The sequence below is a fragment of the Streptomyces apocyni genome (assembly GCF_009739465.1).
In the GTDB taxonomy this organism is placed as follows: Bacteria; Actinomycetota; Actinomycetes; order Streptomycetales; family Streptomycetaceae; genus Streptomyces; species Streptomyces apocyni.
In genome coordinates this window covers 128596-153145 of the sequence record NZ_WHOM01000055.1, presented here as the reverse complement: position 1 = coordinate 153145, position 24550 = coordinate 128596, and the positions used below count along the sequence as shown (strand labels likewise).

The window sequence follows — 24550 nt, the reverse complement described above, 5'->3', positions numbered from 1 at the left end:
GTCGGTGGGTGGTCCGCAAGGCCCCGCGCGTCATCGGGCGAGCCGCTTCGCGAGCAGCGATCCGATCTCGGCCAGCGGGGCGGGGCGGACCATCTCGGCGTGTGCCGCGTCGATCGGGTGCACCTCAAGGTGGCCCTTCACGTAGGGCTGCCAGGCCTCGGGCTCCGGCGCCCCGGGGAACCGGTCCGCCATGGCGGCGAAGTAGAGCACATCACCGTTCAACTCCTTGGGATCATAGGTAGGTTGCAGCCCACCGTTGATGGCGAACGCGCGAGCTACGGCCTCCGCGCCGTCCTGTCCGAGCTCCTCGGACATCCGCTCGGCGGTTCCGTAGCCGAGCGAGGCAGCCGCCTCGGTGAGCAGCTGCGGATCGTCCGGTGACGGCGCCCGGTCTCCGGGGGCGAAGGGGTAACTGTCGAGAAGGGTGAGGGAACCGATCTCCTGGCCCTCCTCCTGGAGTTGACAGGCCATCAGGTGGGCGACCATTCCACCGAAGGACCAGCCGAGCAGGTGGTAGGGCCCCTCGGGATATACCTCGCGGATCTGAGTCCGGTAGTCCTCGGCCACCTCGGTGATGGACAGCGGCCGGTACCCCGGGTCCCCAAGGCCCCGCGACTGGAGCGCGTACACCGGCCGCTCCGGCTCCAGATGGCGCAGGAGCCCCACATACCCCCAGCCGATTCCCGCCGCGGGGTGTACACAGAACAGCGGAGGCAACGTGCCGTGCTCGCGCAGCCGCAGCAGCACGGGGAAGCCGTTCCGGTCCCGGCCGCGGGAGCGCGCGGCAAGCGCGGCGACGGTCGGTGTCTCGAAGACGGCGCGCATGCTCAGGTCCAGGCCGAGCTCGTGCTGGGCACGGGCGACGAGTCGGGCGGCGAGCAGGGAATGTCCGCCCAGGGCGAAGAAGTCGTCGTCGATGCCGACCTCCGGCAGGACAAGCGCCTCGGACACCAGCCGACACAGGTCCCGTTCCGTGGCGTTGCGGGGAGGACGCGCGGCGACGGCGAAGGAAGGTGCGGGCAGTGCCCCGCGGTCGAGCTTGCCGTTCGGGGTCAGCGGTATCCGCTCCACGCTCACCAGGACGGCGGGAACCATAGCGTCCGGCAAGGCGAGCCGGAGCTCGGAACGCAGTGCCTCCAGGTCCGGCTCGGCTTCTTTGGCGGGGACGACGTATCCCACCAGCTGCCCGTCGCCGTCGGGGGTGCGGCGCACCACGACGGCCGCCTCGACGACGTCCGGGTCGCGGCACAGGACGGTCTCGATCTCCCCGGGCTCGATCCGGAAGCCACGCAGCTTGAGCTGACCGTCGGCGCGGCCCAGGTAGCGCAGCTCGCCGTCCCGGCCCCAGCGGACGACATCCCCCGTGTCGTACATGCGGGTCCCCGGTGGCCCGTACGGATCCGGCAGGAACCGCTCGGCGGTGAGCCCTGGCCTGTCCAGATAGCCGCGCGCCACTCCGGTCCCCGCGACGTAGAGCCTGCCGGGCACCCCGGCCGGGGCCGGGCGCAGCGCGGCGTCGAGGACGTACAGGCAGGTGTTCCAGGCCGGGATGCCGATCGGGACAGGCCCGTCGTCGATCTCGGCGCCAGGCGCGATGGTGTGCAGGGTGCAGCCGACCGTCGTCTCGGTGGGGCCGTACTCGTTGAAGACGGTGATCTCGGGGTCGGCCGCGCGGCGGTGGCGGAGCGCGCCGCCCGTCAACTGTTCACCGCCGACCACCAGGCTCGCGCCGGGGTTGAGGAAGGCGGGCAGCGTTTCGAGAACCGCGAGGTGGCTGGGGGTCACCTTCAGGAAGTCCACGCCCTGTCCGGGTCCGGCGGCGGCCTCTTCCAGCGAGGCGACCCGGAGGCAGCCGCCGGACACGAGCGGGCCGAACAGCCCGGTGATCGTCAGGTCGAAGGAGACCGGCGAGTGCAGCAGCACCTGGCCGCTCAGGCCACGGTAGTGCGCGCGGGCCCAGCTCAGGTAGTCCGTGGCGGAGCGGTCCGACACGACGACCCCCTTGGGGCGGCCGGTGGAGCCGGAGGTGTAGATGACGTACGCCGGGTCGTCCGGATGCGGCACCGCGGGTGGCTCTACCGGTGTCTCCGGCTCCCCGGCGGCATTCTGTGACAGCACCCGTTCGATGCCCTCGGGCAGCACCGCCGCACAGTCCGCGGTGGTGAGCACGCACACGGGGGCAGCGTCCCGGAGCACGTCGCTGATCCGCGCGGCGGGGTGGTCGGGCTCCAGGGGGACGAAGCCCGCGCCCGTCTTCAGCACCGCGCAGACAGCGGTGACCAGTTCGGTCGAGCGCGGCATCAGGACGGCCACCAGGCGCCCCGGACCGGCGCCCTTGCGGATCAGGGCGCGGGCGAGCCGGTTGGCCGCGGCGTCCAGGGCGCGGTGGTCGAGTGTGGTGACACCGTCGCTGACGGCGGGCAGGGTGGGGGTCTTTCGGGCCTGGTCCTGGATGAGGTCCGCCAGGCGCCACGGCGGCCCGGCCGATGTCGCGGCTGCCCCGCGCCCCGCCGTGCGCAGGTAGTCCTCCTCGCCGGGTTCGAGCAAGGGCACCGCACCGATCCGCTGCGTCGGATCGTCGGCGACGGCGCGCAGGAAGCGGACGAAGCGGCGGCTCAGGGCCTCCGCGGTGGCCCGGTCGAACACGTCGGCGGCACTGTCCAGCAGTCCGGTGATCCCGGCGGGCCGCCCTCGGGCGTCCTGGTTCTCCGCGAGTGACAGCGTCAGGTCGAACTTGGTGGTGACGGAGCCGACAGGCTCCACCGCGGCGTCGAGCCCGGGGAAGGTGAGATCAGGCTGATCGTTGTTGTCAAGCGCCAGGCTCACCTGGACCAGTGGGTGCCGGGCCAGGGAACGGGCCGGCTGAAGCTTCTCCACGAGCCGCTCGAACGGCAGGTCCTGGTGCGCGTACGCGCCGAGGTCGGTGCGGCGTACCCGGGCAAGGAGTGTGTCGAAACCGGGGTCGCCCGAGGTGTCGGTCCGTAGCACCAAGGTGTTGACGAAGAAGCCGACGAGGTCGTCGAGAGCCTCATCGGTCCGCCCGGCGACCGGGGTGCCGACGGGGATGTCCTCGCCGGCTCCAAGGCGGGTCAGGAGGGCTGCGAACGCGGCCTGCAGCACCATGAACAGGGTCACGTCGTGAGCACGCGCCAACTCCAGAAGCCTCGCGTGGAGTTCGGCGTCCACGGCGAGTTCGACCGGCTGCCCGCGGTAGGTCGGCACGGCCGGGCGCGACCGGTCGACGGGCAGCGACACCTCGTCCGGCAGCCCGGCCAGGGTCTGGGTCCAGAAGGCGAGTTGGCGTGCGACGACGCTGTCCGCGTCCTCCTCAGACCCCAGGTAGGAGTGCTGCCAGCGGGCGTAGTCCGCGTACTGCAGGGGCAGCGGCTCCCAGTCCGGCCCCCATCCGGCGATACGCGCGGCGTAGGCCGCGGAGAGGTCGCGGGTGAGGGGGACCGTCGACCAGGCGTCGGCCGCGGCGTGGTGGACCACGAGGAGCAGCACGTGCTCGGTGGGCCCCAACGCGAACAAGTAGGGGCGGAAGGGTAGTTCCGTGCTGAGGTCGAAGCCGCCTGCGACGGCGTCCACGAGGACACCGGGCAGCTGCTCCTCGGTGACCGCGCGCTCCGCCAGCTCGCCGTCGAACTCGACCCGCTCCTGGCGGGGTTCACCGTCCACGACGGCCAGGACCGTGCGCAGTACGTGATGCCGCTCGACGACGTCGGTCAGGGCCGAGCGCAGCGCCGCCCGGTCCAGCCGTCCGCGCAGCCTCAGGGCCATGGGGAGGTTGTACGCGGCGCTGTCCGGCTCGAGCCGGTTGACCACCCACAGACGGCGCTGTCCGTACGAGAGTGGGGCATGGCCGGAGTCCTCGACGCGGCGCAGCCGCTCCCGGGCGCCGCCCGCGGACTCGATCCGCACCAGGAGTCCGGCCGGGGTGGGCGCCTCGAACAGGGCGCTCACCGGAAGTTCCACCTCGAAGACCGACCGCACCTTGCTGATCAGGCGGGTGGCGAGCAGCGAGTGGCCGCCCATCGCGAAGAAGTCGTCGTCGAGACCGACGTCTGGCAGGCCGAGAAGCTCCTCGTACATTCCGCACAGCAGGAGTTCGCGCTCGGTGCGGGGCGCCCGGGTACCAGCGGCGCTCGCGAAGTCGGGTGCGGGCAGGGACCGGTGGTCGAGCTTGTCGTTCGCCGTCAGGGGCAGGGCGTCAAGGAGGACGACGGCGGCGGGCACCATGTGGCCGGGCAGCACCCCCATCAGATGGGACCGCAAGGCCGTGGCCTGCGGCGGCTCCGCCCCAGGCTGCGGTACGGCATAGGCGACGAGCTGTTCACCGTGCTCGCTCGCGCGCGGCACGACGGCGGCCACGGCGACGCCGGGGTGGGCGCTCAACGCGGCTTCGATCTCGGCGGGTTCGATGCGGAAGCCACGGATCTTGACCTGGCTGTCCGCCCGGCCGAGGAATTCCAGCTGCCCGTCCTCCTGCCATCGGACGCGGTCACCGGTGCGGTACATCCGGGTACCCGGCGGGCCGAACGGGTCGGGCAGGAAGCGGTCGGCGGTCAGAGCGGGATCGTTGAGGTAGCCGCGGGCCACGCAGGATCCCGCGAGGAACAGCTCACCGGGCACGCCGACGGGGGCCCGGCGCAGCTGCGCGTCGAGGACGTGGACGCGGACGTTCGCGATCGGACGGCCTATGACGGGCCGCTGCGACGCACCGAAGTCGGCCGAAGTGGCGAGCACGGTGCCCTCGGTCGGCCCGTAGAGGTTGTACGCGCGTACCCCGGGTGTCTCCCGTAGCCGCCGCCACATGCCCGGACTGATCTGCTCCCCGCCGAGGGCGAACACCGAGGGCTTGTGCTCGGGGTCGTCCAGGACCCCGGCGGTGAGAAGTTGCTCCGCGAAGGACGGGGTGGTGGTGATCGCGTCGAGGCGGTGGTCGAGTATCAGCCGTGCCGTGGCCGCGGGGTCGCGCCGGGTCTCGTCATCCGCCAGGTGCACACTGTGCCCGCCGAACAGCCACAGCAGTCCCTCCCAGGAGCCGTCGAACGAGAGCGAGAGCACGTGGCAGGTGCGCAGTCCGCGTCCGAGCGCTTCCTGGGCAGGGTTGTGGACGGAGCGGTGCTGGTTCTCGAACAGGTTGAGCAGGCCACGGTGTTCGACGAGGACGCCCTTGGGCCGGCCGGTCGAGCCGGAGGTGTGGAACACATAGGCAGGATGGGCGGGGTGCAGCGGTGTCGTGCGCTCCGCGTCCGTCGGGGTGGTGGGGGCCCGGGTGGCGAGGTCGGCTCTGGTCTCCTCGGCGTCGAGGACGATCCGCGCGGCGACGCTCTCCGACGGGGCGGCGCCCGCCGCGGCCGCGGTGGTGGTGGTGAGGAGCAGTACGGGGCTGGTGTCGGCCAACAGGTAGGCGATGCGTTCGGCCGGATACTCGGGGTCCAACGGCACGTAGGCGGCGCCGGACTTCAGGACCGCGAGGACACTCACGAGGAAGTGCTCGCCGCGGTGGGCGAGGAGCGCGACCCGGTGCCCGGGCCCGGCGCCTCGCGCGATCAGCAGGTGGGCCAGCCGGTTGGCCCGGGCGTCCAGTTCGCCGAAGGTCAGCTCCGTGTCGCCGTGGACCAGCGCCTGGGCGTGCGGTGCCGCCCGAACGGTCTCCTGGAAGACGTCGACCAAGGTGCGCCCGCTGTGCTCCCGTTCCGGACCGCTGCCGTACAGCTCCAGTTGTGCGCGCTCGGCCGCGGGCAGTACCTCCAGCTCACTCAGCCTGGTGTCGGGGCGGCGGACGGCCGCGGTCAGGAACTCCCGGAAGTGATCGAGCAGTCGGACGATGCGGGTGGCGTCGAACAGCTCGGCGGAGTACTCGGCGGTCAGCCCGATCCCGCCGGCCGGATCGTCGGCGAAACCCAGGCCCAGGTCGAACCGGGCGGAGCTGAGCGCGACCGGCAGCTCTTCTACGAGGACCTCGCCGAGCCGCGAACCGCTGCGGTCCGCGTCGGCCTGGTAGAGCGCGTACTGGAACAGCGGGTTGCGGGAGGGGTCCCGTTCCCCGCCCATGGCCTCGACCAGCTGGTCGAACGGAAGGTCCTGATGCGAGTGGGCGTCGAGCACGGTGTCGTTCGCTCGGGTGAGGAGCTCCAGGAACGTCGGGTCGCCCGAGGTGTCGCAGCGCAGCACCACGGTGTTGGCGAAGTAGCCGATCAAGGGTTCGATCTCGGGCCTGCTGCGGCCGGTGAAGATCGACCCTACGGGGATATCGTCCTGGTCGGTCCAGCGGCTGAGCAGCGCGGCGAACCCGGCCAGCATCACGGGCAGGGTCCGCACCCCGGCGCGGTCGGCCAACGCGGCCAGGTCACGGCGCAGTTCCTCGGGCCAGCGGGCAGACACGTGACCGCCCTGCCAGCTGCGCTCGGTCGGCCGCGGCCGATCGGTGGGGAAGTCCAGTACCGGCAGCGCGGCCAGGCGCTCGCGCCAGTGGGCGAGGTCCGCCTGGGCCGCACCGGCCGCGAAGCGGTGCCGCTGCCACACCGCGTAGTCGGCGCACTGCACGGGCAGCCTCGGCAGCTCGGGCCGTCGTCCAGCGCGTACGGCCTGATAGCACTCGGCCAGCTCGCGCATCAGAATCGGAACGGACCAGGAGTCGAGGACGATGTGGTGCATGGACAGCACCAGGACGTGGTCGTCGTCCGTGAACCGGGCCAGTGTGACGCGCAGCAGCGGCCCGGCGGACAAGTCGAAGGGGCGGGTCGCGACGTCGGCCGCGAGCGACCGGGCGCGTTCACCGCGGTCCCCCAGCGGAACGTCGCCCAGCTCCAGGCTCTCCAGGGCCAAAGGGCCCGCCGGTTCGACGATCTGCTCGGGATCCCCCTCCTCGGCGACGTACCGGGTTCGCAGCACCTCGTGCCGGGCGACCACGGTGTCGAGGGCCGACAGGAGCGCCGCACGGTCCAGCGGACCACGCAGCCGCATGGCGAGTGGGGTGTTGTAGAGGGGCAGACCGGGTGCGAGCCGGTCCATGACCCACATCCGCGACTGCGCGAAGGTCAGCGGCAGTCTGCCGTCACGGGGGGCCACGGGGATCGCGTCCTGGGTGGCCGACCTGACCCGTCCAGCGCGCAGCTCCCGCAGGAGCCGGTCCCGCTCGGCGGGTTCCAGCAGGGCTAGCCTGCGTCGCAGATCCTCGCGCATCCAGCCCCTCCCGCGTCGATGGCTCACCGGGTACAGGGTGCAAACGGGGTGGTCGACGCGGGCAGTCGGGGATATGACCGACAGCCGCGGGGCAGGTCGCGCCAGCAGAATGGCGGCAGCTGCGAGGAGGGGAATGTGCTGACCAAGCTCATCTCACGGACCGGGGTCAGCACCCTGCTGCTGGTCCTGGCCCTTGGTGTCCTGGGTGCCCTCGCGTTGCTGCCGCTGCGCGGTCCGGCCCCCGCCGCCGCGGACGCCGCCGCCCGCGAGTTCTCCGCCGAGCGAGCCAGGCCGGTGATCGAGAAGATCGCCGCCGAGCCGCGGCCGATCGGTTCGGCTACCGGGGACGCCGCCCGGGACCATCTCGTCGCGAAGTTCCGTGAACTCGGGCTCGAACCAGAGGTGCAGCGGGCGACGTCGGCAAGCGACGAGCCGGGCCAGACCGCGGTGGTTGGCAGCGCGGAGAACATCCGGGCGACGCTTCCCGGCACCGATGGCACGGGCCGGGTCCTGCTGGTCGCCCACTACGACTCGGTCTTCACGGGGCCCGGCGCGACGGACGACGGCATGGGCGTGGCCGCGCTTCTGGAGGTGGCGCGGGCGCTCAAGGAGGGCCCGGCGACGCGCAACACGGTGGAGTTCCTGCTGACCGACGGTGAGGAGATCGGCTCCCTGGGCGCCCGGGTTTACACGGAGTCGAAGGACGCCGCCGATCCACGGCACACGGTCGTGCTGAACCTGGAGGCGCGGGGCACGCACGGACGCGTGGTGATGTTCGAGTCCGGAGCGCACACCGGGGGATTCGTCCCGGCGCTCGCTGGCCGGCCGCCGTTCGCGACGTCCGTCTCCGATGAGATCTACACGCTGCTGCCCAACGACACGGACTTCACGGTGTTCCAGGACGCCGGGTACACGGGCATGAACTTCGCCGTCGTCGGCGGCTCCGCCCACTACGACATGGAGCTCGACGACCTGGCCCACCAACGTCCCGAGACCCTCCAGGACATGGGCGCCACGGTCCTGGCGGCGACGCGGCAGCTCGCCGGCCAGGATCTGGCCGTCGCCGGCGCTGGAGACCTCACCTGGTTCACCCTCTACGGCCTCCTCGTGCGCTACCCGACCTGGCTGGGTACGGCGCTGGCGGGAGTCACCGTGCTGGGTACGGCAGGAGTGCTGTGGTGGGCCCGACGGCGGGACGCGATACGTGGCCGAGGCGTGGCCCTGGCCGCGGCGACCCTCCCGGTGCCGCTGCTGGCCTCCGCGGCGGTCGGCTTCCTCGGCTGGGAGCTGCTGGTGCTGATCCGGCCGCACTACGCCGGCTTCCTGTTCGGGGACCCCTACCGGCCGGGGCCCGCCGTCGCCGGGCTCGTGGTGCTCACCGCGGTCATCTGCCTGTCCTGGCTGGTATGGATGCGGCGCGGCAGGGACGCCACCACGATCGCCGCGGCGGTGCTGTGCTGGTCGGCCGCGCTGACCGTGCTCACCGCCGCCTTCCTGCCCGGTGCCGGATATCTGTTCCTGTGGCCCACCGTCTTCGGGGCGGCGGGACTGGCCTGCGCAGTCCGCCTTGAGGACGGCTCCGCCTGGCTCCCGTGGGCCCTCGCGGCGGGAGCGGTGCCGGCTGTGGCGCTGTTCACCCCGCTGCTCGCCGTGCTGTTTCCCACGGCCGGACTCGCTTTCTCCGGCGCGGTGCTGGTGTTCGTCGCCCTGATGCTGCTGCCCGCGCTCCCGGGACTGCGCCTGCCGGTGCGCCGTACCGTGCCAGTGGCGCTGGTGACGGGCGCGCTGCTCGGCTGTCTGCTCGTTGGCACCGGGGGAGCCTTGGACGGCGTGGACGAGCGGCATCCCGCACAGGCGGATCTGGTGTACGTGCACGACGCGGACACCGGCGAGGACACCTGGTACGGCGGGGCGGGCTCCGACAACGACTGGGTCGGGCGGCATGTGCGCGGTGAACGGACGGACGTGACCGAGGAGGTGCCCGGGCTCGCGCAGCCCGGCGGCTATCGGAAGGGTCCGGCGAAGGGTGGGACGACGCCCGTGCCGGTGGTGCGCGTCGAGGAGGGCCGACAGAGCGGCGGAGTGCGGGAGGTGCGGGTGCGGCTGAGTGCCGAAGGCCCCACGGCGACCGGACTTTCGCTGTACGCCGCCCCTGGCGCCACGCAGTTGCTCGATGTCACGGTCAACGGCCAGAGGCTGTCGGGCGGAACAAACCGCCCCTCTGTCCAGCGCTGGACGTGGGGCTGTCACCTGGTCGCGCCATCGGACGGTCCGTTCGAGGTTGTGCTACGGCTGCGCGGCACGCGGAAGCTGCCGTTGCGCGTGCTGGCCTACGCCGCCGATGCCCCCGCCGATGCGTTCGTCGCCCCCCGGCCGAAGGACCTGGCGTGGGCGCCTTCGGGGTTCGGGCACTCCGTCGGTATGCGCGGTGTCGACGTCTGACATCGACACCGGGCGTCCGACGGCGGCAACCTACCTGCTGCGACCATGAGTTTCGACAAGGAGACATGACGTGAGCGAAGCCGACAGCGGCCCGCGGGTGATCGCCCTGTGGAGCGCGCCCCGATCCCGGTCGACCGCCTTCTTCCGGTCAGTGATGGAGCGGGGGGACCTGACGGGACTGCACGAGCCGTTCTGCAACATCGTGGATTTCGGTGAGACGACGGTGGACGGCGCGCCCGTGCGTTCGGCACCCGCGCTCATCAGCGCGGTCCGCGGACTCTCCGCCCGGCAGCGGGTGTTCCTCAAGGAGACGATGGATTACCGGTACGCCGAGGTCCTGGCGGACGAGGCCTTCCTGCGCGAGGTCCGGCACACCTTTCTGATCCGCCGCCCGGCGGAGGTCGCGGCCTCCTATTACGCCCTGAAGCCGGACATGTCCCGCAAGGACATCGGCTTGGAGCACATGCACGAGTTGTACGAGGCGGTCCTGGCGACGGGGCAGCACCCAGTCATCCTTGACTCCGACGACGTCGTGAGCCGCCCGGCCGAGACCCTGGCCGCCTACTGGGCCGCGGTGGGCCTTGAGCACCGCGCGGAAGCACTGAGTTGGCAGCCGGGCGAGCGCGAGGAGTGGGCCCGCTCAGACCGCTGGCACGCCGATGTCAACCGCAGCAGTGGCTTCACAGCTGTCGGCACCACGTACGACGTCACCGTGGAGAACAACGCCACACTGGCGGAGTTCGCGTCCCACCACGAGCCGTACTACCGGAGCCTGTACACCAAGCGGCTCACCGTCACTCCGGCCTGACGAGGTTCCGCAGCGTACGCCGGTCCACCTTGCCGTTGGTGGTGAGAGGTATCTCCTCCACCACGACGGTACGGGCCGGGATCATGTACGTGGGCAGGTGTGCGCGGGCATGCGCACGCACCTCCTCCGTCGTGGGGGCCTCGCGGTCCACGACCAGGAAGGCGACCAGCGTGGGGTCCTCCGCGCTTCCGATGAGGTCGACGACGGCCTCCCGGACCGCGGGGTGGCGGCAGAGCACGGCCTCGATCTCCCCCGGCTCGACCCGGTGACCGTTGACTTTCAGCTGAGTGTCGATCCGGTCCAGGAACTCCAAGTGCCCGTCCGGGCGCCGCCGTACCAGGTCACCGGTGTGGTAGAGCCGCGCGCCGGGCGGTCCGTAAGGGTCGGGGACGAACCGCTCCGCGGTCAGGGCCGGCCGCCCGTGGTAGCCGCGGGCCACGCCCACCCCGCCCATCAGGAGCTCGCCCGGCTCGCCCAACCGGACCGGGTTCCCGTCCCCGTCCACCACATGGGCGGTCAGGTTCGCGATGGGCCGGCCGATCGGCGGCCGTGCCTCCCCGAGTCCGGGCGGGCAGAGGTAGTCGGTGGAGGTGACGGTGACCTCGGTGGGGCCGTAGGTGTTACGGACCTGCCGGTGCGGCGCCTGGAACCGGTCGGCCAGCTCCCCCGCGAGGGCCTCTCCCCCGATGTGCGCGGCCCGCAGGTCCGGCAGCTCGGACGTCTCGAGGAGACGGGCCACGGCGGGCGGGATGTCCATGACGGTGACCTTCTCGTCCCGGATCAGCGCGGTGAGCGCACGGGGATCGAGCAGGGTCAGCCGCGAGCCCTGGACGAGGGTGATGCCGTTGCACCAGGCGGCGAAGAAGTCGAAGACGCTCACATCGAAGCTCGGGCTGGCGAACTGGAGTATGCGGTCCGGGGGCTCGAGCCGGTACTCCCGTCGGCAGTACTCGGCGAGGTTGACCACCGAACGGTGTTGCACCAGGGTGCCCTTGGGCGCTCCCGTGGTGCCGGAGGTGTACAGCAGGTAGGCCAGGTTGTCCGGGTGGACGGGAAAGCCGGGGTTGTCGTCCGCCAGCGCCGTCAGCGCGGCGGCGACGGAGGCGTCGTCCAGGCGGACGGGCAGTACGTCGTCGGGGAGCTTCGCGTGCGCGGCGCCCGCGGTGACCACCACCTCGCACGCGGCGTCCCGCACCAGATATTCCAGACGGCTCCGCGGATGCTGAATGTCCAGCGGTAGATACCCCGCGCCCGCTTTGAGGATGCCGAGCAGGGCCACGGGCAGCTCGAGACCGCGGTCAAGCAGCACGCCGACCACCGACTCCCGCCCGACGCCGAGCCGATTCAGGTGCCTGGCCAACCGGTTGGCCTGCGCGTTCAGTTCGTCATAGGTCAGCTGCCGCCTCTCGAACCGGCATGCGGCGAGTGTGGGCCGTTCCTTGACCCAGCGCTCGAAGACCTGGTGCACACACAGGTCAGCGACCTCGCCGTACTCCTGGACCGTGATGTTCCAACCGCCTTCGTGGTCGTACACAGCTCACCCCTCGCACCCGGTCGTCGCGCCGATGGTGACAGGGCACGGCCCGCGGCAGCCATCGGGAATCCTCCTGACTGTGTGCCTGCCACCGCCTCGCACATGCTCGGAACCGACGTTGTCCGGCAACCCCGCACGGATGCAGGACCAGGGCAGGGAGGATGAAGTGGGCGGTAGCCAGACACGGCTCGCCGAGGGGGCGCTGAGTCATGAGGACGGCATGCCCTATCTGCGGCTGAACACGGCGGAGCACACCGAGCTGCGCTCCTTGGCAGAGACCTTCGTCAAGGAGCACGGGGTGGAGCATCCGGGCACCTTGGAGGAACTCCTTGGCGAGCTGGCGGTATTCGCGCACCGGCTGCCGGAACGGCTCCGGGCAGTGCTGACCGAGTTCCGGCTCACCGGGCGGCCGCACGGCGGTCTGGTGCTGGCCAACCTTCCGGTAGACGAGACAGCCGTGGGTGCCACCCCGGTCGGCTACACGGCGGAGCCGGAGGGAGCCGAGGTCACGAACGTGACGGCCGTACTGCTGCTCATCGGCTCGCTCCTGGGCGCCCCGTTCTCCTATCTCTCCCAGCAGCGCGGCAAGTTGGTACTCGATGTCTTCCCCATCGCGGGACACGAGGAACAGCAGCTCGGCTCCAGCTCCGCCTCCCTCCTGGAGTGGCACAACGAGGACGCCTTCCATCCGAACCGGGCCGACTGGGTCATGCTGCTGTGTCTGCGCAACCCCGACGCGGTACCCACGATGTTCGCGCCGGTGACGGATCTGAAGGTGCCCGCCGAGCAGCGTGAGGTGCTCTTCCAGGAGCGCTTCATCATCCTGCCCGACGAGTCGCACACCGCGGAGTTCAACTCGGAGACCACCGGCATCGACCCGAACAGCCGCCATGCGGAGGCGTTCGAGCGGATCCGGCGCATGAACCAGACACCGGAGCAGATCTCGATCCTCAGCGGGGATCCTGACGCACCGTATGTGCGCATCGACCCGGCCTTCATGCAACATGATCTGGATGACCCCGCCGCGGAGCGGGCCCTGGAGGCGACGATCGAGGCGTTCACCGCGTGCATGAAGGATGTCGCGCTGGCCACCGGCCAGCTGCTGATCATCGACAACAAGCGCGCGGTGCACGGTCGCCGCCCCTTCCGGGCCCGTTACGACGGCACCGACCGCTGGCTGCGGCGGATCAACGTGACTGCGGATCTGAGGAGTTCGGCCGGACGCCGCTTCGGCGGCCATGGGCGCGCCCTGGTCTGAGCCGGTCAGCGCCGCGCCGCCCTGCTGAGAGGAGTTCATACGTGCCCACCTTCATCCGGCACATCACGATCGACTGCGCGCCCCCGTACGAGCCGTACCAGGTGGCATGGTTCTGGAGTCAGGTCCTCGCCCTGCCAATCGAGGAAGACGACGAACCGGACGAAGACGAGAGCTGCGTGCTCACGCCGGAGGGGCACCCCGATCTGCTGTTCGTGCGCGTGCCGGAGGGCAAGACTGTCAAGAACCGCATCCACTTCGACCTTGGTCCCGAGCTTGCGCGGGACGAAGAGGTAGAGCGGCTGACAGCGCTCGGCGCGAAGATCCTCGACGATCGCCGCAAGGCGAACGGGCGTGGCTGGGTGATCATGGCCGACCCGGCGGGCAACGAGTTCTGCATCGAGGGCAACCCCGCGGAGTATGCCGCGGCCAAGGAGGCGTACGAGGCCGAGCAGGCTCGACGAAGGGCTGCCGAACCGTCGTGACGTCACTCACCAAGCCGGCGGGCAAGGAACGCAGCCTCATACACGATCGCGACTTCCGGCTGTTCTGGGGTGGCGATCTCATCTCCCAGCTCGGTGCGGAGATGATGCTGTTCGCCCTCCCGCTGGTGATGGTGAGTACCCTGGACGCCTCCGGTACCCAGATCGGGTTGCTGGAGGCGTTCTACACGCTCCCGTTCTTCGCCTTGCCGATCTTCGTCGGCGTGTGGCAGGAGCGCAGGGCGCGCCGTCCGGTGATGATCGTCAGCGACTTCCTGCGGGGGGCACTGGTCCTCACCATCCCGCTGGCCGCGCTCGTGGACCGGCTGTCGCTGGCACAGATATACGTGGTCGCGGTACTCGTCGGCGCGCTGACCGTGGTCTACGACATCGCCGCCAAGTCGTATCTGCCGCGTTTCGTCCCCGACGCGTCGCTGGGCTCGGCCAACAGCAAGCTCACCACCGACCAGGCGCTGAGCGCGACGCTGGGTCCGGGACTGGGCGGCTGGCTGGCCGGGCTGTCCAGTGCGGCCAGCGTGATCTTCCTCAACGCGGTGGGGTACTTCGTCTCCGCGCTGGCGCTGCTGCGGATGCGGCACCGCGAGCCGGCTCACGAGCAGGTCCCGGCCGAGTCACGGAATCTACGTCGCGAACTGGCCGAGGGCTTCGCGGCCGTCTTCAAGAACCCTCCGGTGCGCGCCATCGCCCTGCACGCGACCATCTACAACATGGGCGGCGCGCTGGTGAACGTCGGATTCGTCGTGTACTTCGTGCGTGATCAGGGGCTGAGCCAGTTCTCGTTCGGCATGGTGGCCGTGGTCGGCGGCATAGGCGCCATCTGCGGCGCGCTCGGCATCCCGCTGCTCTTCGACCGGATCGGGTACGGGAAGGCGCTCCTTGTGGCGCTGTTCTTCGGCACGTTCGCCTACTTCCTCCTGCCGGCCTTCACTGGGTCCGAGTCGGCCGTGCACGGGGCTTCGGCTGTCGGTTTCTTCTTCGGCTTCGGCGGATCCGCGGCGGGCAGCGTGATCGCTGTGACGGTGCGTCAGAAGGTGACGCCGCCCGAGTTGCACGCGCGGATGAACGCCACGTACCGGCTGATGAACTTCGGCAGCATTCCGTTCGGCGCGGTGCTCGGAGGCGTCATGGTGGACGGGATCGGCGCCCGCGAGACGCTGTGGGTGGCGCCGCTCTTCCTGCTCGCCTCCGTGCTGCCTGTGGCCACCCGCACGATGTGGACGCTGCGGCTCAACTGAGCTGCCCTGAGCTGCCTTTGATCGCCCCCGAACCTGTCGAGGGCGGCATGGCGGTGGCAGCAACAGTCCGCTCAGAGCAGTTCGGCCAGTTCGCGGATGGTGTGCTCGCCCAGAACCCGCTCCACGGGGAGTTCCACGCCCTGCTCACGGGCCCGCATGACGACGCGTACGGCACGCAGCGAGTTCCCCCCTGAGGCGTAGAACTCCTCGTGCACACCGACCGCGTCCCGCTCCAGGACCTCGGCCCACAGCCGGGCCAGCATGATCTCCGTGGCCGACCGGGGAGCTTCTGCCTGTCCGGTCGGGCGCGAAGGCATGGCCGGTTCGGCGTCGTACTCCGGGGCGGCCTCGCGCTGCTCGGCCAGCGGGCACGGCAGTGCCGAGATCCTGCTGCCGGGGGCGGTGGCGGCGCCCCGCAACACCGAGGTGACGGAGCGGGCCAGGAGGTCGGCGGTGTCCTGCGTGAAGAGGTCGGCCTGCAGCACCACGGCGCCGGTGAGCTCGTCACCGCTGCCGTCCAGGTCGATGGTGATCTCGAAGTGGGCGCGCTCCTGGAGCAGCGTGGTCGGCTCGATGACGACCCCCGCCGCCTCCGCGGTGTCCGGGAGCCAGGTGTTGTTGACGGCGAGCATCGTCTGGGTCAGCGGGGTGCGGCCGGTACGCCGGTGCGGTTTGAGCGTGTCCACCAGCAGCTCGAAGGGCACCTCGGCGTTCCGGTACGCCTCTACGCACCGGCTGCGGACCTGCCCGAGCAGGGCGGTGAACTCCGGGTCCGCCGAGAGATCCAGACGCACGGGTACGGTGTTGACGAAGAAGCCAACCAGGGACTCCAGTTCCTCCTGACTCCGCCCGGCGAACGGCAGGCCGACCACCACGTCGGGGCGCCTGGTCCAGCGGGCGAGCACCACCGCGTACGCGGCCAGGGCCACCATGAACGGGGTGACGTCTCCGGTGTCCCCGGCGACCGCGCGCAGCTGCCGCACCATCGCCGCGGGCAGCCGCAAGGGTGCCCGTACGGTGCTGCGGCCGGGAGCTCCGGCGGGGGCCCGATCGGCCGGCAGACTCGCCGGTGCGATGTCGGCCAGTTGCTCGCGCCAGTGGTCGAGCTGGTCCTTCAGCTCGCCCGTGTCCAGGCGCTCCTTCTGCCATGCCGCGAAGTCGGCGTACTGGACGGGGAGTTCGGGCAGCACGGTGGAGAGATCCTCGCGCCGCACGGCTGCGGCGTACAGCCGAGTCAGCTCCTCGAGCATGACCCCAAGGGACCATCCGTCGGCGACGGCGTGGTGCACGACGACGGTGAAGAGGTGCTCCTCGGGTCCGGTGCGCGCAAGGCGGCACCGCACGAGAGGGCCGCACGCCAAGTCGAAGGAGACAGCGGCCAGTTCGCGGGCCTGCTCCAGAGCCTGCTCCTGGCCGTCCGCCTCGTACACGGGCAGCTCCAGCGGCGCCGGCTCCCGCACCACCTGTACGACCTCAGCGCCCTCCAGCTCCAGGGCGCTGCGCAGCACCTCGTGCCGGGCCACCACCGCGCTCATGGCGGCGGCCAGCGCCGTCGGGTCGAGGGGGCCACGCAGCCATAGCCCCACCGCCTCGTTGTAGAGCGGGGTGTCGGGGTCGATCTGTTCCAGCAGCCAGAGACGCTGCTGGCCGTACGAGGCGGGCAGAACGTACAGATCCTCGGTCATGGGTGTCCTCGCTCAGCGGTAGTCGCGCAGCAACTCGGTCAGGAGCGACGTGCCGAACTCCAGCGCCTCCACGGGCATCCGCTCGTCGGCCGTGTGCAGGAGGGTGCGGTGCTCGGCCCCGGCGGGCAGCTTCATCGGCAGCCAGCCGTAGCAGCGGATGCCCAGCTGGGCGAAGAACCCCGCATCCGTGGCGGCCGGTGTCATCATCGGCAGCGGCACGGCCCCGGGGTCGGCCTTGCGGGTGAGATCCGCGATCTGCTCGTAGAAGCCGCCGAACATCGGCTCGGCGATACGGTGCTGACGTACCGCGAGCCCTTCGACCAGCAGCTGCATCTCGACATCGGAGCCGATCAGGGAACGGATCTCGGCCTCGAACTCCTCCCTGGTGTGCTCACCGGGGAGGATGCGCCCATCCAGCTCCACGCTCGCCTCGGCCGGCACCACGTTGATCTTGTCTCCGGCCCGGATCACCGTCGGGTTCACGGTGTTGCGCAACACGGAGTCGAGTTGCAGTGCCGCCGCCTGCGGAAGCCCGCCCGCGGGTGCGTCGGCCGGGTCGTCGCGCAGAGTGCGTACCGCGGTGGCCAAGGGGGGTGGGAGAGCGTCGGCCAGCTCGGTCAGCATCCGCTCCGCGGCGGGCCCGAGGTGACGCGGGAGCCGGGTGCCAGTGAGCCGGGTCAGCAGCGTGCCGAGCCGTCCCACGGGCGCGCCCGGCGGGGAGAGCCTGGAGGCATGCCCGCCCGGGCCGCGCACGGTGGCCCGGAACCAGCAGGCGCGCTTCTCGGCGACGACGACGGGGTGGATGCGCAGGCCCGCCAGGTCGAGCCCGGCGCCGCCCTCCTCACCGATGCCGTATCGGATACCGGTGAACAGCTCGGGATGCTCGGCGGTCAGCCAGCGGGCGCCATTGATGCTGCCGTGCTCTTCGTCCGCGACCACGGCGAGTACCACGTCTCCCGCGGGACGCTGACCGGACTCGTGCAGCCGGGTGAGGGCGGTCAGCATCATCGCCAGGCCGCCCTTCATGTCCACGGCGCCGCGGCCCCACACCTCGCCGTCGATCAGCTCGGCGGCGAAGGGAGGGTGCTGCCACTGCTGGCCCGTGACGGGGACGACGTCACTGTGGCCGTGCAACAGCAGCGGTGGCGCGAGGCCCCGGCCGGGGAAGCGGACGACAAGGTTGGGCCGGTCCGGGACGCGTCCGAGGACCGTGACCGCCAGATCCTCGCGAGGGGCGAGCCGGGCGGTGAGGTACTCGACACAGGCGCGCTCGTTGCCCGGCGGATTGGTGGTGTCGATCCGGATGAGGTCCCGCAGCAGGGGCAGCGGGTCCGTCGTCAGTCGTTCACTCATCGCGTCGATCTCCCAGGCCATGGGGGCGGGCGGCGAGCAGGGCCGCGACCTCGCGCCGCAGGGCCGTCGGGCTGCCGAAGCGCAGCGTGTCCACCGCGGCACGGCGGTGGAACACCGAGATGTCCTGCTCTTCCGTGAGTCCGGCGGCGCCGTACAGGTGGACCGCCTCGGCCGTCACGTCACGGGCCAGGTCAGCGGCGAGGAACAGGGCCTGGGCGGCGGTGGGCCCGATGTCGTGCCCGGCATCGGCGTCCCGCGCGACGGACCGCACGAAGCTGTTCACTACGGTGGCCTCGGCGGCGGCCGCCGCCAGCCGGTGGGCGAGTGCCTGGTGCTGGGCGAGCGGCTTCCCGAAGGCGCTGCGGCTCCTGACGCGTTCGACCGCCAGCTCTAGTGCGCCGCGGGCCATTCCGGTGAGGTAGCCCGCCTGCACGACCCGGGCGCGGGCCAGTGCCGCGGCGTACGACGATCCGTGGGGCAGCAGGCCGCCCCGGATGGGTTCCGCGCGCTCCAGGATCACCCGGTGGAGGTCGCCGCGGCCGATCTCGTCGTGCCGACGCAGGGTCACGCCCGGGGCTCTGGCCGGGACCAGCGCGTGCTCACGGTCACCGGCCACCAGGATCAGGTCCACGTCGGCGGCGAAGGCGACGAAGCGTCGGGTGCCGCTGAGCCGACCGCCATCCGTCGCCAGCGGCAGCGGGTACGAGGGTTCGTCCGTGCCGCGTTCGCGGACCGCGAGGGCGATGGTGCGGGTGCCCGCCGCCATCCGGTCGAGCAGCGCGTCGTGGCGCCCGTCGGCGGCGAGCAACGCGGCGGCGAGGACCGTGTCCTGGAACGGGCTCTGGAACAGTGCCGGGCCCATCAGCTCGGCGGTCCCCACAAGTCGGGACAGGGCGTCCGCGGGCCCGCCGAGCCGTACCGGCAGCAGCGGCCGGAGTTCGCCCAGCTCGGCGAGGGCGGCCCAGACCTGCTCGCGGGCGTCCGCGTCGGCCGCGCTCGGGGGTTCCTGGCCAGCGCCCTTGGGCCGGTCACCGAGGCGGCGCAGGACCGGAATGAGTTCGTCGTCGAAGAGTTCGGTGAGGCTCACAGCAGACCCAGTCCGTTGGTCGCGATCAGATAGAGCATGATCTCGGAGGTTCCCGAGGCCAGTCGGTGAGCCGGACCGAGGCGTACGTTGGCCTCGAGCACGCCGTCCGCGGGCGCCTCACCGTCCCAGGAGGTGAGCACCCCACCCATGCCGTCGACCTCCAGGCCCGCCTGCAGGACGGGGCGGAACTGTTCGCCCGCGTACCACTTGGACATGGCCGAGGCCACCGGATCGGGGGCACCGGTGGCGAGGTTCTCGACCATCTGCCAGGCCATGGCATGGCTGGCCCGGAGCCGCGCGTCGAGCTCTGCCAGCCGGGCCCCGTGGACCGGGTCGGCCAGCCGCCCGGTCTCGGCGGCCCGCCTGATCACCACATCGAGCAGACGGCGCGCCTTGCCGTGGAAGTCGATTCCGGTGCGTTCCAGTTGGAGCAGATCGTTCAGGCTCCGCCAGCCGTCGTCGACTTCTCCGACGACGTCCGCAGCCGTCAGCCGCACGCCGTCGATCACCACGAGGTTGAAGCGGTCGTTCTGGATGCTGGGAACGGGCTCGATGTGCACGCCGGGTGAGCGCAGCGGCAGCAGGAAGAGGGTGATGCCGTGCATGCCGATCACCCCGTCGCTGGTACGGGCGGCACAGAGCGCGACATCCGCGAACTGGGACTTCATGTTGAACACCTTCGTCCCGTACAGGCGCCAGCCATCGCCGTCGGGTTCTGCCCTGGTGCTCAGGGCGGAGAGGTCGGAGCCGGCCTCCGGTTCGGTGAACAGCACGCTCGCGGCCCGCTCGCCGCGGGCGAGTGCGGGCAGGTGGTGCTGCTTCTGCTGTTCCGTGCCAGCGGAGAGGAGGAACTTGCCGACGATGTCGATGCTGAGTACGTGGACGTCGTCGGGGACTCCGGCGAGCGTCATCTCCTCGGTGACGACGGCGGCTTCGCGTGGACTCAGGCCAAGCCCGCCGTACTCCTCGGGCCAGTCGACGGCCAGCCAGCCGCGCTGCCCGAGCGCGTGGTACACCCCAAGCCTCGCGGGTTCCTCGCCGGGTGCGTAGGTGGCCACCTCCGCGAGGACGCGGCGCACCAGGTCGCCGGCGAAGAAGGAGCGCACCTCCTTGCGGAAGGTCTCGTGGTCCGTGCGGAGCGGCGTCCGGCTCACGGGGACTCCTCCAACTGGTCTAGCAGATGGTCCAGTTCGTCGTCGGGCACGCCAGCCAGCTCGTTGACCTCGACCAGCTCGGCGAGTTGGGCGATGGTGGAGCGCACGAAGAGCTGACGCAGTTCCACCTCCACGCCGAAGGCCGCGCGGATACGCGAGGCGAGTTGGGTGACCTTGAGGGAGTTGCCGCCGACCGCGAAGAAGCTCGCGTGGACGTCGATGTCCAGGTTCGGATCGAGCAGTTCGTGCCAGATCTCCGCGAGCTTCCGCTCGGTCTCCGTCGAAGGCGGCGCCGCCCGGGGTGTCAGCGGGGCGCCGGGCTCCGGCAGCCTGGCCCGGTCCAGCTTGCCGCTGGCGGCCCTCGGCAACTCCGGCAAGGCGACGAATTCGGCGGGTACCAGATGCGTCGGCAGCCGGTCGACCAGATGGTCGCGCAGTGCCGCGCCGTCCGCCTCCGCCTCGGGGACCGTGGTGTAGTAGCAGACCAGGCGTGCCGCGGCTCCCATGCCACGGGCGACGACGACCGACTCGGTGACGGCCTCATGTGACGCGACGGCGTGCTCGATCTCGCCGGGCTCGATACGCAGGCCCCGGATCTTGATCTGGTTGTCCGCGCGACCCAGGAACGTCAGGTTCCCGTCCCGGCGTCGCACGACGAGGTCGCCCGTGCGGTACAGGCGCGCCCCCGGCGGTCCGAAGGGGTCGGGCAGGAACCGCTCGGCGGTCAGCGCGGGTTGGTGGGCATACCCTCGGGCCACTCCCGCGCCGCCGACGAACAGTTCACCGGGAACCCCGTCGGGCACCGGGTTGCCGTAGCGGTCCATGACGTGCGCCGTGTAGTTGGCCATCGGCGTGCCGATCGGCGGCATGCTCTCGTACGGCCCTTCGGGGCACAGGTAGTCGATGCAGGCCACGGTGGCCTCGGTTGGACCGTAGCCGTTGTGGAACTCCCGGCCCGTGGTGTTCCAGCGGTTCACCAGCTCCCCGGGGAACGCCTCCAGCCCGACGAACAGGGCCCGCAGGTCGGGGAACCGCGTTTCGTCGAGCTGGCCGAGGACCGCGGGCGGCAGGTCGGTGACGGTGACCCGTTCCTCCCGCATGAGCCGGGTCAGCCGATCGACGTCCCAGAGCACCTCGATGGGGGCGTGCACCAGCTGCGCCCCGGCGCACAGCGAGCTGAAGAAGTCGAACAGGGAGACGTCGTAGGCCGGGTTGGCGTACTGGAGGACACGGTCCCCCTGCCCAAGCCGGAACAGGTCGATGCTGGCATGGGTGAAGTTGACGATGGAGCGATGCTCGACCTGGACACCCTTGGGCTTGCCGGTGGAGCCCGAGGTGAAGATGAGATAGGCGAGGTTCTCCGGCCGGACTCCGAAGTACGGCCGCTCGATGGGTCGTTCCTTGAGAGCCGGGTCGTCGACGCGGATCGCGGTGACCCCGTCGGGCAGTTCTTCCATCAGGTCCTCAGTGGTGACCACGACCGTGCAGCGCGCCTCGGTGAGCACGGTGGCCCAGCGGTCCGCAGGGTGATCGGGGTCGAGCGGAAGATACGCCCCGCCCGCCTTGTGGATCCCGAAGAACGCCATGGGCAGCTGTGGGCCCCGCCGCAGCAGCACACCCACCACGGTCTCCGGACCGACCCCTGACTCGTGCAGCACCCACGCGAGTTGGTTGGCCCGCTCCTCCAGCTGCCGGTAGCTGAGGTGCTCCCCCGCGTAGGAGGTCGCGGGCGCCTCGGGCGCGCGGTCCACCACGGCCTCGAACATCTCGTGCAGACAACCCTCCGGCACCGACTGGGGGTTGCCGCTGGCCACAGCCAGTCGTTGCTGCTCTGCGGCGGTCAGCAGGGGCAGTTCGCTCACCCGTAGCCCAGGGTCGGCCACGACAGCCTCAAGGACCGCCGCATAGTGCCCGATGAGCCGCTCGACCGTGTCGGCGTCGAACAGGTCGGTGGAGTACTCCGCCCAGAGCCGGAGCCCTTCGGGGATCTCGGTGAGCTGCACGGCCAGGTCGAACCGGGCGGTGTCGCCCGCCAGCGGATAGGCGCTCACGTCGACACCGGCGATCCTCGCGGATTCCACGCCGGAGTGCTGGAGTGTGAAGGATGTCTGGAAGAGGGGGTTACGGCTGGGGTCGCGCTCGGGGGCGAGCTCTTCCACCAGCCGCCCGAAGGGGAGGCTCTGGTGGAGGTGGGCGCCGATGACCCGGTCTCTGGTCCGCTCGAGCAGTTCGCGGAACGAGGGGTCGCCAGAGGTGTCGCAGCGCAGCACGACGGTGTTGGCGAAGAAGCCGATCAGCGGCTCGATCTCCGGACGCTCACGGCCGGAGAACACCGAGCCGACGACGATGTCGTCCTGCCCGGTCCAGCGGTCGAGCAACGCCCCGAACGCCGCGAGGGCCACCGTGAGGAGCGTGACCTGCTCGGCGCGGGCCAGCTGGTTGAGGCCGTCCCGCACGGTCTGCGGGAGCAGCCTGTCCGTCTCCGCCCCGGCTCCGGAGGTGACTGCGGGCCGGGGGCGGTCGGTCGGCAGGTCCAAGGTGGGCAGCGCCGCCAACTGCTTCTTCCAGTACGTCAGATGCTCGTCCAGTACGGCGCCGGTCATCCGGCCGCGCTGCCACACCGCGTAGTCGGCGTACTGGACTTCGAGCTCCGGCAGTCCGGCCGGCCGACCGGTGGTCCCGGCCTCGTAGAGACTCAGCAGTTCGCCCACGAGAAGGGGCATAGACCAGCCGTCGCTCGCGATGTGGTGCAGCGCCAGGACGAGGATGTGGTCGTGCTCCCCGGTGCGGACCAGGTTGGCGCGCAGCACGGGGCCGTGCTCCAGGTCGAACGGCTCCTGGGCGAGGCCGAGGACGAAACCGCGCACCTCGTGCTCAGGTACCCCTGTCAGGTCCGTGACGGGCAGGGGTACGGCGCTACCGGGCGGGACGATGTCCTGGTAAGGGACGCCGTCACGTTGAGGGTAGCGGGTGCGCAGGGTCTCGTGCCGGTCGGCCAGGGCGGTCAGAGCGTGCCCCAGGGCCGCGGTGTCGAGCGCCGCGTGCAGCGACAGCACGATCGGGGCGTTGTAGACAGCCGTCCCCGGCGTCAACTGATCGAGGAACCACAGGCGTTGCTGGGTCGCGGAGAGCGGCAGGTCACGGTCTCGGGCAACGGGGACGACACGCTCACCGGTGCCCCGTACCCCGGCGCGCTGCCGCTCACGCAGGGCCAGGAGGCTCTTCCTGGTCTCCGCGAGGCTCTTTCCGCGTGACGGTTCCGGCATCAGACGCTCCCGCTCCCCACGATCGCTGCTTTCTCTATCCGCGTACCGGCTCCGGCCAGCGCCTCGCGCAGCGGGTGCGCGAGACGACCGTCCGCGACGACCACCTCGGCCACGCCGTCGTCCAGGGCTTGCCTGGCTGCCTGGAGCTTCGCCGTCATTCCGCCACGGCTGTCGGCCTCCCCCAAGGAGTCTCTGGAGACCATGAGGTGGGGCAGCAGGGAACCAGGGTCCTCCGGGTCCCTCAGCACACCGGGTGCGGAGGTCAGCAGGACGAGCCGGACGGCCCGCTGTCCGGCTAGGTCGTGTCCGCAAAGTCCCGTCGTCCGCCCAGAGGGCGGGCCCTGCGGCGTCGGGTGCGTGCTCTCGGCGTGCCGGGCGTCGGCCCTCGTACTGGATGTACTTGGGTCGTCGCCCGGTGCGGCGAGAGTGCGTGCCAGGCGTCGCGGGGCAGGCGGGACTTTGCGGACACGGCCTAGCGCCCCGGCCACCGCCGCCGCGATCCTGTCGGCATCCACGTTGACGGGCTCCCCATCCGCGCCGAGGGCGGGCGGAGAGAGAACGGGGAGCAGACCCGCGTCGAGCAGGAGGCGGAGCGGGCCGGGGTCGACGGCGTGGATCCGGCCGCTGTGGTCGTCCCGGATCATCCGGGTACGGCCGTCGAGGACCGCCTTGTGGGCGCCGACGCGGCGGGCGGTGACGACCCCCGCGTCCATGCCGGTGAGGCCCACAGGCCGGGCGCCGTGCCGGCTGAGCGCGGCGACCAGCGCGGGCTTGACCCGTCCGGCCATGGCCATCAGGAGCACATCCAGCGTGGCGGGATCGGTGTAGCGGCTGGACGAGCCGCTGGGGGTGCTGATCCTGCGTTGCGCCACCCCCAGCTGCGCCGCCAGTTCGTCGAGCTGGGCAGCTCCGCCGTGCACCAGGACCACGGGGCCCTCGGCCGCCGCTGCCGCCAGGTCCTGGCAGATGGTCTCGCGGTACGCGGAGAGTCCGCCGCCGCACTTGACCACGGTGATCTCGTCGGTCACGGTGCTCCC

13 protein-coding genes are annotated in these 24550 nt (G+C 71.1%); 5 read left to right on the top strand and 8 right to left on the bottom strand.

Features of this window, described 5'->3' with window-relative positions; genetic code table 11:
- Nucleotides 1-30 precede the first annotated feature (30 nt).
- A complete protein-coding gene (locus GCN81_RS15590; protein WP_156725207.1) occupies nucleotides 31-7191 on the bottom strand; it encodes an amino acid adenylation domain-containing protein in 7161 nt (2386 codons plus the stop codon).
- Nucleotides 7192-7326: 135 nt separating this feature from the next.
- Here GCN81_RS15590 and GCN81_RS15585 point away from each other — a divergent pair, with 135 nt between their 5' ends.
- The gene (locus tag GCN81_RS15585) at nucleotides 7327-9633 is read left to right on the top strand and encodes a M20/M25/M40 family metallo-hydrolase (protein ID WP_156725206.1); all 2307 of its coding nucleotides are present in this window, start codon (nucleotides 7327-7329) and stop codon (nucleotides 9631-9633) included.
- A gap of 70 nt (nucleotides 9634-9703) precedes the next feature.
- Nucleotides 9704-10441 (top strand): sulfotransferase-like domain-containing protein, encoded by a 738-nt coding sequence (locus GCN81_RS15580; protein ID WP_156725205.1) that lies wholly within the window; start codon nucleotides 9704-9706, stop codon nucleotides 10439-10441.
- On the opposite strand, the gene GCN81_RS15575 is transcribed toward GCN81_RS15580, so the two are convergent.
- On the bottom strand, nucleotides 10428-11975 hold the full coding sequence (locus tag GCN81_RS15575) for an amino acid adenylation domain-containing protein (protein WP_156725204.1): 1548 nt from the start codon (nucleotides 11973-11975) through the stop codon (nucleotides 10428-10430). The genes GCN81_RS15580 and GCN81_RS15575 overlap by 14 nt on opposite strands.
- A 166-nt stretch (nucleotides 11976-12141) precedes the next feature.
- Here GCN81_RS15575 and gntD point away from each other — a divergent pair, with 166 nt between their 5' ends.
- The 3 genes from gntD to GCN81_RS15565 are packed head-to-tail and all read left to right on the top strand — an operon-like array spanning nucleotide 12142 to nucleotide 14968.
- The gene (gene gntD, locus GCN81_RS15570; RefSeq protein WP_231626743.1) at nucleotides 12142-13233 is read left to right on the top strand and encodes a guanitoxin biosynthesis L-enduracididine beta-hydroxylase GntD; all 1092 of its coding nucleotides are present in this window, start codon (nucleotides 12142-12144) and stop codon (nucleotides 13231-13233) included.
- Between the two features lie 41 nt (nucleotides 13234-13274).
- On the top strand, nucleotides 13275-13715 hold the full coding sequence (locus GCN81_RS31880) for a VOC family protein (RefSeq protein ID WP_197287657.1): 441 nt from the start codon (nucleotides 13275-13277) through the stop codon (nucleotides 13713-13715).
- Complete coding sequence (locus GCN81_RS15565; protein WP_197287656.1) at nucleotides 13712-14968, top strand: MFS transporter; 1257 nt, start codon at nucleotides 13712-13714, stop codon at nucleotides 14966-14968. The genes GCN81_RS31880 and GCN81_RS15565 overlap by 4 nt, the downstream gene beginning before the upstream one ends.
- A gap of 71 nt (nucleotides 14969-15039) precedes the next feature.
- On the opposite strand, the gene GCN81_RS15560 is transcribed toward GCN81_RS15565, so the two are convergent.
- The 6 genes from GCN81_RS15560 to GCN81_RS31875 are packed head-to-tail and all read right to left on the bottom strand — an operon-like array spanning nucleotide 15040 to nucleotide 24541.
- Nucleotides 15040-16653 carry a condensation domain-containing protein gene (locus GCN81_RS15560; protein WP_156725202.1) on the bottom strand — a complete coding sequence of 538 codons (1614 nt, stop codon included), beginning with the start codon at nucleotides 16651-16653 and terminating at the stop codon, nucleotides 15040-15042.
- 12 nt (nucleotides 16654-16665) lie between these two features.
- Nucleotides 16666-18006, bottom strand: a complete 1341-nt coding sequence (locus GCN81_RS15555) for a M20/M25/M40 family metallo-hydrolase (RefSeq protein ID WP_197287655.1) — start codon at nucleotides 18004-18006, stop codon at nucleotides 16666-16668.
- A complete protein-coding gene (locus GCN81_RS15550) occupies nucleotides 17999-19093 on the bottom strand; it encodes an acyl-CoA dehydrogenase family protein (RefSeq protein WP_156725200.1) in 1095 nt (364 codons plus the stop codon). Before GCN81_RS15550 ends, GCN81_RS15555 begins: the two co-directional genes overlap by 8 nt.
- Entirely contained in the window at nucleotides 19090-20247 is a 1158-nt protein-coding gene (locus GCN81_RS15545; protein ID WP_156725199.1) for an acyl-CoA dehydrogenase family protein, read from the bottom strand. Before GCN81_RS15545 ends, GCN81_RS15550 begins: the two co-directional genes overlap by 4 nt.
- On the bottom strand, nucleotides 20244-23513 hold the full coding sequence (locus GCN81_RS15540) for a non-ribosomal peptide synthetase (RefSeq protein ID WP_156725198.1): 3270 nt from the start codon (nucleotides 23511-23513) through the stop codon (nucleotides 20244-20246). The genes GCN81_RS15545 and GCN81_RS15540 overlap by 4 nt, the downstream gene beginning before the upstream one ends.
- Nucleotides 23513-24541 (bottom strand): amino acid kinase family protein, encoded by a 1029-nt coding sequence (locus GCN81_RS31875; RefSeq protein ID WP_197287654.1) that lies wholly within the window; start codon nucleotides 24539-24541, stop codon nucleotides 23513-23515. Before GCN81_RS31875 ends, GCN81_RS15540 begins: the two co-directional genes overlap by 1 nt.
- Nucleotides 24542-24550: the final 9 nt, after the last annotated feature.